The following is a 13,480-nucleotide window of genomic DNA, read 5'->3' on the forward strand; positions in this document are numbered from 1 at the left end:
CGCACGGCCCCGATTCCGGAATTCACCCGGACTACCCGCCACCGATTCCCTGCAGCACCTTGCCGGTCCCGCCGCACACCACGCACGGCTGTCCTTCGACCATGCCGGTGCCGCGGCACACGCCGCACGGATCCTCGCCGACGCCCGGCGCATCGGGAGGTCCTTCGTCGCCCGGGTTCAACGGCGTGTCCTGACGCTGCCCCGCCGACCTTCTGGTCGTCTGCATCGCACACCTCCTTGCGCGTTGCCGATGTCGAGGCAGGCACGCATCGCGCGTGCCCGCTGCGACGACACGCGCGCCATGTCCGGCCCGCGTGCGGGAAGTGCAGACGACAGGCGCGCCGGCAGCGACGACGCGATGCCCGGCATGACGGCGGGGCATCGACGTCATCGCGTCGTCATTACAACGACGGCGCCCACGTCGAGCCGAACGGGTTCGACTGGTCGATACCGGGGAAGTCGACGAATGCCTTGCTGCAGTCGAGCACGTCGGCCGGCCGCGCGTTGCGCGTGGCCGCGCCGTTTACGACGACGCGGTTCGCGGTCGACGCGAACACCGGGAGATTCACGTTGTGCAGCGTGAGGTTCGCATCCGACGCGATCGTCGAGATCCCGTCGGGCGTGTCGGCCACCACGTCGGTCAACGACATCACGAGCGGGAACGCCGGCTCGCCGTAGCCGCCGGTATTCGCTTCGAACCCCTGCAGCTTCACGCCGGCCGTGCCCATGATCACGACGTTGGCGAGCGAGATGTCGTGGAAGTTCGGATACAGCGGCCCGCTCGCCGGCACGGCCTTGGTGCTGTAGTACGGCGTGAACAGCAGCGCGTTCTTCGCATCCTGGATGCAGATGTTCGAATAGTGGATGTTGCTCACTTCGCCGCCGCGCGCGTAGTCGGACTTGATCCGCAAGCCTTCCTCCGAATCCCGGAACGAATTGTCGTACACCTGAACGTTCGTCACGCCGCCGTTGGTCTCGCTGCCAACCGAGATCCCGTGCCCCCAGTAGATGTGGTTGTGCGCGATCACGACGCCCCATTTGCGATCCGAGCGCACGTCGCGGTTGCCGTCGATGCCGAACAGCCCCGAGCCGGCGGGCGACGGGTTGTTGCTGCCCTTGAGCGCAATGTCGTCGTCGCCGGTGCTCACGTAGTTGTACGCGAACACGAAGTTCTTCAGGTAGCCGTCGAACGAGATCGCACCGGTGGAGGCGGTCGCGCTGCCGGTCGACAGCGTCGTCGAGGTCGGCTTCGACGCGGAGCCCGGGTCGAACGCGTCGGTGTTCTTCACGTTGTCCGCGTTGAACGTCTGCCCGTTGTACAGCGGGTTGCCGTTGCCGGCCGGGTTCGCGAACGCGGCGAGCGTCGGCGTCTGCACCTTCACGTTCCAGATCGTCAGCCCGTCGATGCCGCTCGGCACCACGTGGAAATTCGGGCTGTTGTTCAGCGTGATGCGGTACAGCGTCAGGTTCTTCGCGTAGTTGAACACCATCAGCCGGAAGTTCGACTGCGAGCCGAAGCCGGTCGTGCCGTTCTGCACCATGTTGCCGAGATACGCGAGATCCCACCACGTCATGTTGCGCACGGTCGACTTCGAATCGACGACGGTGCCGCCGTCATCGCACGCGGTGCCGTCCGGCGCGATGGTGCCGCTCTTGTACGCCGCGTAGGTATTCGAGCAGGTCAGGTCGACCTTCATCAGCGGGTATTTCGCGTCGGACGTCACGAGTTCGGCGTAGCCGCGCCCGTCGATCCGGCCGTCGCCGACCACCGCCGAATTCACGAGGTTCGTGCCGGTGATCAGCGCGAGGCAGTTCGACGAGCTGCCGGCCTTCGTCGCGCTGACTGCCGTGTTGCCGCAATACGGCCCGGCGACGTTCGGCGCATACGCCTTCGCGTCGCGCGACGCGTACAGCGTGACGCCCTTGTCGAGCCAAAGCGTCACACCCGACGGCAGCGTCAGCGGCCCGCTGATGAAGCCGTTGCCGGGCCCCGTCTGGTTGACGACGAGCCGCACCGCGAACTTGCTCGCGCGGTACGTCGGCCTGGCCAGCTCCTCGCCGGACGCGCCGGCGATGTTCACGTTCGGCACGGCCGCCGTCTTCTGCGCGGCGGTGGCCAATGCGTCGGCTGCCGCGATCGTCGCGCCGACCTCGGCGTCGACGGCCGCGCCGCACGCGTCGAGCGCGGCCTGGATGCGCGCCTGGTCGGGGTTCGCCGTCGCGGTCGGCACCGCCTTGCCGACGCCCGCGATCGACGGATCGGCCTCCGGCGGCAGCGAGCCGTCGGGGCGGCTCACGAGCGTATTGGCGGCTTCCAGCGTGCTGCACACCTGCGTATCGGCGGGCAGCGCCGGCTCGGCCGGCAATGCCGGGTCGACGGTGGTCGTGCCGACCTGGAACACGGCGGCGGCGGGCGGCGTGGTCGCGGCCGTGCTGCTGGCAGCGCTCGAATCGTCGCCGCCGCACGCGCTCAGCGCGGCCGCGGTCGCGGTCGCGACGAGCGCCGCGAACAGGCCGAGCACGCGCGGGCGGGCGGTCGACCCGGAAAGTCGGGATGTCATGACGGATGTCTCCTGGTAAGGCGGCGTCCGCGGACGCCGCCGGGTGGGTATCGGGTCAGTCGGGCGGGGCACGGCCGCACGGCGCGCAGGCGCCGCGTGCCGGTCCAGCCGGCAAGCGATGAAACGGCGGCGACGGGCTTCCGGCGACGGGCCTCCGGCGCAGGTCGTCGTGGAGGGCGCCGCGCAGGCGGTCCGGCCGGCGCGGGCTCGTGGCGTCGCGGGGCCGTGGCTGCATTGTGGTCAGTCATCCTATAACGAAGGAAATGGAAGCGAAAGACGGTGCGCGGCGTCGGGAAAACGACACAGCACCGTGCCGATTCAAATGCAGAGCCGTTTCCGGAAAACGTTTCGCTGATCACCCGCCAGGCGGAGAAGGCTTTTCCCCTTGTCTCGCCGCAAAGCCGCTACAGAGGCGCTTATAGGGGTATGCACCAAGTGAGTTAAACGATTAACCGACGTACATTCGCTCCGACACGTCATACAACGTATGACTGCGATTCAGCGGAAGCCGTACCACGACGGTTGCGGATGCCGCCGGGATCGCCGCCAAACAACGAGCAACCAGCAAGGAGACTGACGATGAAGCACCGATTCACCCGCTCCCGTACCGCACTGGCCGTCGCGCTGATGGCCGGCTTCGCGGTGTCCGCGCAGGCCCGTGTGTTCCGCTCGGCGGACGTGCATGGCGACAGCTTCCCGACCAACATGGCGGTCAAGTACATGGGCGACACGTTGTCGAAGCTGACGGGCGGCAAGGACTCGATCAAGGTGTTCGGCAACAGCGCGCTCGGTTCCGAAAAGGACACGGTCGACCAGGTGCGGATCGGCGCGATCGACATGGCGCGCGTGAACGGCGCGTCGTTCAACGAGATCGTGCCGGAGTCGCTGATCCCGTCGTTCCCGTTCCTGTTCCGCGACGTCGACCATTTCCGCAAGGCGATGTACGGCCCGGCCGGCCAGAAGATCCTCGACGCGTTCGCGGCGAAGGGGATGATCGCGCTGACGTTCTACGAGAGCGGCGCGCGCTCGATCTACGCGAAGCGCCCGGTGCGCACGCCGGCCGACATGAAGGGGCTGAAGGTGCGCGTGCAACCGTCGGACCTGATGGTCGACGAGATCAGGGCGATGGGCGGCACGCCGACGCCGATGCCGTTCGCCGAGGTCTACACGGGCCTGAAGACGGGCCTCGTCGACGCGGCGGAAAACAACCTGCCGTCGTACGAGGAAACCAAGCACTTCGAGGTGGCGCCCGACTACTCGGAGACGCAGCACGCGATGACGCCGGAGGTGCTGGTGTTCTCGAAGAAGATCTGGGACACGCTGTCGCCGCAGGAACAGGCCGCGATCAGGAAGGCCGCGGCCGATTCGGTGCCGTACTACCAGAAGCTGTGGACCGCGCGCGAGGCATCGGCGCAGCAGACGGTGACGAAGGGCGGCGCGAAGATCCTGCCGGCCGCGCAGATCGACCGCGCGGCATTCGTGAAGGCGATGCAGCCGCTGTGGGCGAAGTATGAAAAGACGCCGCAGATGAAGCAGATCGTCGACGAGATCGAGGCAACCAAGTGACCCGTCGGACTTCCCTGAATGGCGCCGCGGCCGTGGGCTCGCCGGACGCGGCCGCCGCGGACGGCGCGGCGCCGTGCCGGCCGCGCGCGGCGGTGCCGCTTCTGCGCTGCGCGAACGACCTGCTGTTCCGCGCGCTGGCCGTGATCGCGTCGCTGTGTCTCGCGGCGCTCACGGTGCTGGTGTTCTACGCGGTCGTGATGCGCTACGTGTTCGAGAACGCGCCCGACTTCGTCGAGCCGATCGCGCTGCTGCTGGTGATCGTGATCGCGATGTTCGGCGCGGCGATGAAGGTGCGCGACGGCGGCCACATCGGCCTCGACTCGCTCGTGCGGCGCCTGTCGCCGGGCGCGCGCACCGTGGTGATCGCGATCCAGCACCTGAGCCTGATCGCGTTCGCGATCGCGATCATGGCCGGCTGCGGCAGCATGGCCGCCGAGACGATGGGCGACCGCATTCCGATCATCGGGCTGCCCGAAGGCGTGCGCTACCTGATCACGATTCCCGCGGCGATCGCCATCATCCTCTTCTCGCTCGAGCACCTGCTCGCGCTTCGTCGTTCTTCGTCGGGACAATAACGCCATGGAACTCGCGATCCTGTCCGTCAGTTTTCTGATTTTCCTCGTGCTTGGCGTGCCCGTGTCGTTCGCGCTCGGCATTTCGTGCGTGCTGACCTACATGGTCGAAGGGCTGCCGATCGCGACCGCGATGCAGTCGATGATCTCGGGGATGAACGCGTTCTCGTTCCTCGCGGTGCCGTTCTTCATCTTCTCCGGCGAGCTGATGCTGCACGGCGGCATCGCGGACCGGATCCTGCGCTTCGCGCAGGCGACCGTCGGCCACTTCCGCGGCGGCCTCGGGATGGCCAACGTCGTCGCGTGCACGCTGTTCGGCGGCGTGTCGGGTTCGCCGACCGCCGATACGTCGGCGATGGGCGGCGTCGTGATTCCGCTGATGAAGCGCGAAGGCTACAGCGCGGCTTACGCGGTCAACGTGACGACCCACGCATCGCTCGCCGGCGCGCTGATGCCGACGTCGACCAACATGATCATCTACGCGTTCGCCGCGCAGGGGATCACGGGGATGCTGCACGGCCAGCAGGTGAGCGGCGTGTCGATCGGCGACCTGCTGTTCTCCGGCCTCCTGCCGGTGCTGTGGGTGATGGGCTTCGTGCTCGCCGCCGCGTACTGGCAGGCCGTGCGTCACGGCTATCCGCGCCGCGAAGACGGTTCGTCCGCGCTGCCGTCGTTCCCGGGCTGGTATGCGGTGCTGCGCAGCTTCGTCGGCGCGGTGCCGGGCCTGATGGTGATCGCGATCATCCTCGTGTGCGTCGCGAAGGGGATCGCGACCGCGACCGAGGCGGCCGCGATCGCCGTCGTGTATTCGCTCGTGCTGACCGCGATCGTGTACCGCACGCTGACCGTCGAGAAGCTGCGCCGCGCGCTGTCGCATGCGGCGCGCACGACGGGCGTCGTGCTGCTGCTGATCGCCGTGTCCAACATGCTGCGCTTCCAGATGTCGTACCTGGAGATTCCGGATGCGATCGAAGGGCTGCTGAAGCAGTCGACCGCCGCGCCGTGGCTGATGCTGCTGTACATCAACATCATCCAGGTGTTCCTCGGCACGTTCGTCGACATGGCCGCGCACATCCTGATCACGACGCCGCTGTTCCTGCCGATCGCGATGGCGTGCGGCGTCGGGCCGGTGCAGTTCGGGATCATGCTGCTCTTGAACTGCTCGCTCGGCCTCGTGCATCCGCCGATCGGCTCGGTGCAGTTCGTCGGCTGCGCGATCGGCAACGTGTCGATCGGCGAGACGACGAAGATGGCGTGGCCGTATTACCTTGCGATCTTCAGTGCGATCAACATCGTCACGTACATGCCGTTCTTCTCGACCTGGCTGCCGAGCCTGATCAGCGGCCACGCGGTGTTCTGACCGCCGGTCTTGCCCGTCGCGGCGCCGGATGACCGAGGTTGTCCGGCGCTGCAATCACGTCAACGGTTGCCTCACGCACATATCCACATGAACAAGAAGACTGCATGGCGCGCCGTCGCGGCCGCCGCATTCGCGCTGGCCGCATCGCTCGCGCACGCCGCGACGTATGCGTACGTTTCGAACGGCGACAGCCGCGACATCTCGGTGTTCGGCGTCGACACGTCGACCGGCGCGCTGCGCGCGATCGAAACCGTGCCGGTCGACGGCACCGTGATGCCGATGGCGTTGTCGCCCGATCATCACCGGCTGTACGCGGCGCTGCGCTCGACGCCGTATCGCGTCGTCAGCTTCGCGATCAATCCGCTCGACGGGCGGCTGATCGAGCTGGGCCGCGCGCCGCTCGCGGACAGCATGGCGTATGTGTCGACCGATGCGTCGGGCCGCTACCTGTTCTCCGCGTCGTACGGCGGCAACCTGCTCGCGGTCAACCGGATCGGCGAGAACGGCGTGGCCGGCGACGTGCAGCAGACGGTCAGGACCGGCCCGATGGCGCATGCGATCCGCCAGTCGCCGGACGGCCGTTACGCGTTCGCGTCGGTGCTCGGCGCGGATGCCTGGCTGCGCTTGCCGTTCGATGCGTCGACCGGCAAGCTGACCGACGCGGCCGAGCCCGCGTACCGCCTGCCGGAGAAGTCGGGGCCGCGTCATTTCGTGTTTTCGTCGAACGGGCGGTTCGCGTACCTGATCGACGAGCTCGACGGCAAGCTGCACGTGCTTGCGATGTCGCATGGCGGTGCCGATGCGAGGCCGATCCAGACCGTGTCGATCCTGCCGCCGGATTTTCATGGCGACAAGCCGTGGGGCGCGGACCTGCACCTGACGCCGGACGGAACGTTCCTCTACGCGTCGGAGCGCACGTCGAGCACGCTGGCGGCGTACCGTGTCGACGCGGCGTCGGGCAAGCTCGCGCGGATCGGCACGTTCGCGACCGAGCAGCAGCCGCGCGGCTTCGCGATCGATCCGTCGGGCACGTACCTGCTCGCGGCCGGGCAACGGTCGCCGACGCTCGCGGTGTACCGGATCGACCGGCACAGCGGCCACCTCGACGCGATCGGCAAGTATCCTGTCGGCAAGGGCGCGAACTGGGTCGAGATCGTCACGTACGACGGGACGAACTGATTCGCTTGCGCCGGAACGGGCGGCATCGCTCGCGTGCCGCGGCGTGCCGCTCGTTGCGCGGCTTGCACCCGCATGCGATGCAGGGTCGTGCGTCGAAATTGCGCTCGATCGACTCAAGTTGGACAAGCCGCTGTCGTTAACCGACAAAGGACAACTTCGAGAGTCGATTCACCATGCGCGATCTGAAGGTAAAGAACAGTCTGCTCGCGGTGCTGGCCGCGTTTGCAGCGATGATCATCGTCGGCGGCATCGTCGGGGTCGTTGCGCTCGGCAGCGCGAACACGAACGCAAAACGCCTGCACGCCATCGCAACGCAGACGTTGCTCGTCAACGATGCGTACAAGGACAGCACCCGCACCCGCTCGGCGCTCGTGCGCGCGTATTCGGCGCTGAAGGAGCGCAACGACCCGGCGCAGCGCGACTCGGCGCTGCAAAGCGCGCAGCGCACATTCGACCTGTCCGCGAAGGAAACGCTGGCGTTCAAGGATGCCGCGCCGATCGGCAGCCTCGGTGCGGACCTGAAGCAGGCGCTGGTCGAATCGTCGACGCATCTCGCGAGCGTCCTCGCACGCGCGACCGACGCACTGCGCAACGGCGATACCGCCGCGTATGCCGAGATCAACGACAAGGAAATCACGCTCGCCGGCCAGGTGTATTCGGCGAACGTCGAGAAATTCCAGCGCACGGCCAATCAGCTGGCGGAAGACACGATCGACGACGACAACGCCGCGTACACGCGCATCATCGCGATGGTCGGCATCGGTGTCGCGCTGGCACTGGCGCTGATCGCCGCGACGCACTTCGCGCTGCGCGCGATCGTGTCGCGGCCGCTCGCGAACGCGGCCGCGCTGCTCGACCGCATTGCATCGAACGACCTGACCGTGAAGGTGCCCGACGGCGGCCGCAACGAGATCGGCCAGTTGTTCGCGGCGATGAAGCGGATGCAGGCAGGGCTCGCCGCGACCGTCACCGGCATGCGCGACAGCAGCGACGCGATCCACACGGCCGCGCGCGAAATCGCCGCGGGCAACCTCGACCTGTCGAGCCGCACCGAGCAGCAGTCCGCGTCGCTCGAGGAAACGGCCGCGAGCATGGAGCAGCTGACGTCGACGGTACGCCAGAACGCGGACAACGCGCAGCAGGCGAGCACGCTCGCCGCGAGCGCGGCGGACCTCGCGCAGCACGGCGGCGAACTGGTCGGCCGGGCCGTCGACATGATGGGCGTGATCAACACGAGCTCGCAGAAGATCGCGGAGATCACCGGGATGATCGACGGCATCGCGTTCCAGACCAACATCCTCGCGCTCAACGCAGCGGTCGAATCGGCGCGGGCGGGCGAGCACGGGCGCGGCTTCGCGGTCGTCGCGGGCGAGGTGCGCACGCTGGCCCAGCGCAGCGCGGGCGCCGCGCGCGAGATCCGGCAGCTGATCGGCGCGTCGATCGACGACGTGCGCGACGGCAATGCGCTCGTGACGCAGGCGGGACAGGCGATGGACGAGATCGTGTCGTCGGTGCGGCGCGTGGCGACGATCATGACCGAGATCACGACGGCCACCGTCGAGCAGAGCGCGGGCATCGACCAGGTCGGCCAGGCGGTCACGCAGATGGACCGGATGACGCAGCAGAACGCGGCGCTCGTCGAACAGGCCAGTGCCGCCGCGACCGCGCTCGAGCAGCAGGCCAGCTCGATGCAGTCCGCGATGTCGGTCTTCCGGATTGAGCGCGCGGGCCGAATCCCGGCCTGAGTCGGCCTTGTGCAGATCGCCACGTGACCGGGCACGTCGATGAAATCGGGAAGTATCCATGCGGCCGCGACGCGAACGGATGTGCTGCCACGCGAACCGGGCGGCGATCCGTCGTCCGCATCGTCACCGACCTGTGCGATGATGCGCGGCGCCGCGTTTCCTGCAACGCGCCGCTGACCCAGCGCCCGCTTGCGGGCAACTGCCGATCGTCGTCATACCCGGAGGCCCGATGCCCACTCGAATCGTTCACGGCAATACCCTGCATTACCAGGATCACGGCACCGGCTTTCCGGTGCTGCTCGGGCACAGCTATCTGTGGGACGCGGCGATGTGGGCGCCGCAGATCGACGCGTTGTCGAGCCGCTATCGCGTGATCGTGCCGGACCTGTGGGGGCATGGCGCGTCGGGCCCGCTGCCCGAGGGCTCGCACACGCTCGACGATCTCGCCGCGCACGCGAGCGCGTTGCTCGATGCGCTGGAGATCGAGCAGTGCGCGGTCGTCGGGCTCAGCGTCGGCGGGATGTGGGGCGCGCGGCTCGCGCTGCGCGAACCGCGGCGCGTGCGCTCGCTCGTGCTGATGGATGCGTCGCTCGAGGCCGAACCCGACGCGACACGTGGGCGCTACTTCGGGATGCTCGACGCGATCGCCGCCGCCGGCTGCATCGCGCCGCCGCTGCTCGATGCGATCGTGCCGCTGTTCTTCCGGCCGGGCGTGAATCTCGCGGACCCGGTGCCGAGCGCCTTTCGCACCGCGCTCGCGAGCCTGCCGGCCGACCGGCTGCGGGAATCGATCGTCCCGCTCGGCCGGCTGATCTTCGGGCGGCCGGATACGCTCGCCGCGCTCGCCGGACTGGACGCCGAACGCACGCTGCTGATGTGCGGTTCAGGCGACATGGCACGCCCGCCGTCGGAGACGGTGAAGATGGCGAACGTGATCGGCTGCCGCCATGCGCTGGTGCCCGACGCCGGCCATATCTCGAACCTGGAGAACCCCGCGTTCGTCACGCGGATGCTGCTCGACTGGTTCGACGAACAGCAGCTCGCGGCGGGCTGACCGCCGCGCGTGACGCCGGCCGGCGGCGGGCGCCGCGCGGTGTCGCGTTGCCACGCAACGGCTTGCGATACGGCGTTATGCGCGTTCGCCGACCGGCGTGAACTTGCGGTCGCGCACGCGGCCCTCGTCGGCGCCGCGGCGAATCAGGTCCTGCGCCTCCGCCCGGCTCGCGACGCACGGCGCGGAGCCGGGCAGCGGCCGCCGTGCCGTTTCGCGCAGCGCGAGCACCGACACGATGCCGATGAACGACGCGCCCATCAGGTAGTAGGCCGGCATCATCAGGTCGCCGGTGCGATCGACGAGCCACGCGGTGACGAGCGGCGTCGTGCCGCCGAACAGCGATACCGACACGTTGAAGCCAATCGCGAGCGCGCCGTAGCGGATCCGCGTCGGGAACAGCGCCGGCAGCGCCGACGGCATCACGCCGGTGAAGGTCGACAGCAGCGTGCCGTAGATCATCATCCCGCCGAACACCGACAGCATCCCGCCGTTGCGGATCAGCAGCAGCGCGGGCACCGACAGCACGAGCAGGCCGACGCAGCCGAACATCATCACCGGCTTGCGGCCGAGCCGGTCCGACAGATGCCCCGCGTAGAGCGTCATCGGCATCATCAGCACCATCACGAGCAGCACCATGAAGAGGCCGTGCGTTTCGTTGAAGTGCAGCGTCGCCGACAGGTAGTTCGGCAGGTACGACAGCGCCATGTAGTCGGTCACGTTGAAGATCAGCACGAGGCCGACGCACTGGAGCAGCGGCTTCCATTGTTCGACGAGCAGCGTGCCGAACGACTGCTTCGGGCGGGACCGTTCGTCCGCTTCGCGCGCCTCGGCTTCCTTCTTGAACGCGGGCGTTTCCTCGAGCTTGAGCCGCACGTACAGGCCCACGAGGCCGAGCGGGCCGGCGATGAAGAACGGCACGCGCCAGCCCCACGACAGCAGCGCTTCCTGCGACAGCGTCGCCGTCAGTATCGCGACGGTGGCCGCGCCGAGCGTGTAGCCGATCAGGGTGCCGAACTCGAGGAAGCTGCCCATGAAGCCGCGGCGCCTGTCGGTCGAGAACTCGGCGATGAAGGTCGCGGCGCCGCCGTATTCGCCGCCGGTCGAGAAGCCCTGCACGAGGCGGGCGATGAGCAGCAGCACGGGCGCCATGATGCCGATGGACGCGTAGCTGGGGATCAGGCCGATCGCGAAGGTGCCGACGGCCATCATGATCATGGTGGCGGCGAGCACGCGCTGGCGGCCGATGCGGTCGCCGAGCGGGCCGAACACCATGCCGCCGAGCGGACGCACGAGGAACGCGGCCGCGAACGTGCCGAAGGTCGCGAGCAGCTGTGCGGACGGGTTGCTCGACGGGAAGAACACCTTGCCGAGCGTGACGGCGATGTAGCTGTAGACGCCGAAGTCGAACCATTCCATCGCATTGCCGAACGCCATGGCCCCGACGGCACGCTTCAGGACGGCAGGGTCGACGATCGTGATGTCGTCCGGCTTGAGGGCCTTGCGCGAAGACCGGGCTTTCGCGGGGTGCGCTTGCGATGAACTCAATGAACGCTCCTGGAAGGAGCCTTCGCGACCGGCCGAACGGGTGCGCGGCGGGGCGGGCGCGGGACCGTCGGGGACGAAGGCGGTTGTCTCGGGGACGCCGTGACGTCGGTGGCGCGGCGCGCGGCACACGACACCCGGCAGGTGTGTTGGTGTGAAGCAGTGTAGAGAAACGGGGAGAGCGGACTATCGGTCATGCGCCCGGAAACCGGTCGTAAACGACACGGATGGCGCAGACGGGCAACGCGTCAGGCCGGCGCTCGGCCAGCGCCTGGCGGTCCGGACTGCGCCGATAGCAGTCTATACCGGGCGCGCGACGCGCAGGGCCGCGGCACGTCGCGGATCGTGCGGGCATGACGCGGACAAAGCGTCGCGCACGGTTGCGCACGGTTGCGCACGCGAGGGAGGTCGCACCGAATCCGGACGCGCCGTCGCGTGCCGAATCCGGCGCGAGATGGTTCGGAGTGCGAATGCATGGCGGCGGCGATGCGATGCCGAAACCGCCGCCCCGCGCATCAGAACATGTGGCGGATCCCGACGTTCGCGCCGACGGTCGTACCGGTGACCGCGTAAAGCGCGTTGGTGATCCCGAGCCCCGTATTCATCGCGCCGTGGTTGTTGACCATCGCGACCTGTGCGTACAGCGCGGTCGCCTTCGACAGGCTGTAGGTCGTGCCGACGGCCGCGAGCAGCGAGTGATTCGCCGTGTCGTTGCGGTCACTGGTGAACCAGACGCCGCCGTTCAGGTCGACGGCCGGCGTCGCCTGGTAGTCGAGGCCGCCGCCGTACACGTTGTTGCTGAACGATCCGCCGACCTTGTAGCTCGCGAACGACGCCTTCGCGGTGACCGGGCCGAACCGGTACGCGGCGCCGATCGTGCGTCCGACGAACGCGACGGTGCTGGGCGTCGGCGTCGGGTTGGTGCCGTCGTTGCCGTCGTAGAACGCGGCATCGATCATGAAGCCATCATGCTCGTACTTGAGGCTCGCCGAATACTGGCGTCCGGCCTGGAAGTCGCCGGCCTTGCCGCCGAACGCGAACATCGCGCTGCCGGTGAGGCCGGCGATCGTGGGGCTGGTATACGACACGGCGTTCGGGTTGAACAGGCCCGTCACGAGCACGTTGTCGACGTAGTTGATCAGCCCGCTGCCGAAGTGCGAGAAGCTGCGCGGATCCGAATCGAAGATCGCGAGCAGGAACGGCGAGTACTGCACGCCGGCCTTGACCGTGCCGAAGCCGCCGTCGAGCCCGACCCACGCCTGGCGGCCGAAGAAGTTGCCATTCGAATGGGCGAACGCGCCGTTGGTGACGGCAAAGCCGCTTTCGAGCTGGAATTTCGCCTTGAGGCCGCCGCCGAGGTCCTCCGTGCCGGTCATCCCGAACGTCGTCGGCGTCATGCCGGTGTCGGTCATCGCGAACTGACGGCCTGCGTTCGCGCCGGTGGCGGCGTCGCGCGTCTTGCTCGTGTAAAGCAACGCGGCGTCGAGGTTGCCGTACAGCGTCACGCTGCTTTGCGCGAAGCCGCTCGAACTGGCCATCGCGCCTGCCAGCGCGGCGCAACCGATCACGATTCTGCTTTTCATTGGGTGTCTCCAGTGTTGTTGTACGTCCATGCATCGAACAGGGGATGCGACGGACGCCCGCATGGCGGTGTCCGTCGCGCGGGCCGCGCACGCAGGGTGGGGCGCGGCGGGACGCACGCGCGCGGCGGGGTGTCGGCCGCGTGCGACGCATTCAGGGCGGGGATGGGCGCCCGAACGCGGTGCGTCGAGGATGTCGGGTGGGGCCGTCGATGCCGGCCGCGTCATTCAGAGCGACTGGCCAAGCTGGTCGAGGATCGCCGGGTTCTCGAGCGTGGACGTGTCCTGCGTGATCGCCTCGCCCTTGGCGAGCGAGCGCAG

Annotated in this window: 10 protein-coding genes; 6 read left to right on the forward strand and 4 right to left on the reverse strand. The window is 68.2% G+C overall.

The features are described 5' to 3' along the window. Window positions 1-31: 31 nt before the first annotated feature. Together DIE22_RS26080 and DIE22_RS26085 are read right to left on the reverse strand one after the other, a co-directional pair. Window positions 32-226: a hypothetical protein gene (locus tag DIE22_RS26080; protein WP_124606417.1), complete on the reverse strand. Its 195-nt coding sequence runs from the start codon at window positions 224-226 to the stop codon at window positions 32-34. A gap of 175 nt (window positions 227-401) precedes the next feature. Further along, complete coding sequence (locus DIE22_RS26085) at window positions 402-2,561, reverse strand: glycoside hydrolase family 28 protein (RefSeq protein ID WP_124606418.1); 2,160 nt, start codon at window positions 2,559-2,561, stop codon at window positions 402-404. 579 nt (window positions 2,562-3,140) lie between these two features. On the opposite strand from DIE22_RS26085, the gene DIE22_RS26090 reads away from it, so the two are divergent. From DIE22_RS26090 to DIE22_RS26115, 6 genes are all read left to right on the forward strand, one after another. Next, the gene (locus DIE22_RS26090; protein WP_124496979.1) at window positions 3,141-4,127 is read left to right on the forward strand and encodes a TRAP transporter substrate-binding protein; all 987 of its coding nucleotides are present in this window, start codon (window positions 3,141-3,143) and stop codon (window positions 4,125-4,127) included. After that, window positions 4,124-4,702 (forward strand): TRAP transporter small permease, encoded by a 579-nt coding sequence (locus tag DIE22_RS26095; protein WP_124606419.1) that lies wholly within the window; start codon window positions 4,124-4,126, stop codon window positions 4,700-4,702. Before DIE22_RS26090 ends, DIE22_RS26095 begins: the two co-directional genes overlap by 4 nt. 4 nt (window positions 4,703-4,706) lie before the next feature. Then, on the forward strand, window positions 4,707-6,059 hold the full coding sequence (locus tag DIE22_RS26100; RefSeq protein ID WP_124606420.1) for a TRAP transporter large permease: 1,353 nt from the start codon (window positions 4,707-4,709) through the stop codon (window positions 6,057-6,059). An 87-nt stretch (window positions 6,060-6,146) separates the two neighbouring features. Further along, window positions 6,147-7,238, forward strand: coding sequence for a lactonase family protein (locus DIE22_RS26105; protein WP_124606421.1), 1,092 nt, complete (start codon window positions 6,147-6,149; stop codon window positions 7,236-7,238). A gap of 173 nt (window positions 7,239-7,411) precedes the next feature. After that, complete coding sequence (locus DIE22_RS26110; RefSeq protein WP_124606422.1) at window positions 7,412-8,983, forward strand: methyl-accepting chemotaxis protein; 1,572 nt, start codon at window positions 7,412-7,414, stop codon at window positions 8,981-8,983. Window positions 8,984-9,212: 229 nt separating this feature from the next. Beyond that, window positions 9,213-10,037, forward strand: coding sequence for an alpha/beta fold hydrolase (locus DIE22_RS26115; protein ID WP_124496974.1), 825 nt, complete (start codon window positions 9,213-9,215; stop codon window positions 10,035-10,037). 75 nt (window positions 10,038-10,112) lie between these two features. Here DIE22_RS26115 and proP read toward each other — a convergent pair whose 3' ends face one another. Continuing rightward, window positions 10,113-11,582: a glycine betaine/L-proline transporter ProP gene (gene proP, locus DIE22_RS26120; RefSeq protein ID WP_124496973.1), complete on the reverse strand. Its 1,470-nt coding sequence runs from the start codon at window positions 11,580-11,582 to the stop codon at window positions 10,113-10,115. A gap of 512 nt (window positions 11,583-12,094) precedes the next feature. Next, on the reverse strand, window positions 12,095-13,162 hold the full coding sequence (locus DIE22_RS26125; RefSeq protein ID WP_124497131.1) for a porin: 1,068 nt from the start codon (window positions 13,160-13,162) through the stop codon (window positions 12,095-12,097). Between the last annotated feature and the right edge of the window lie 318 nt (window positions 13,163-13,480).

The sequence above is a fragment of the Burkholderia sp. Bp9142 genome (genome assembly GCF_003853415.1).
GTDB lineage: Bacteria > Pseudomonadota > Gammaproteobacteria > Burkholderiales > Burkholderiaceae > Burkholderia.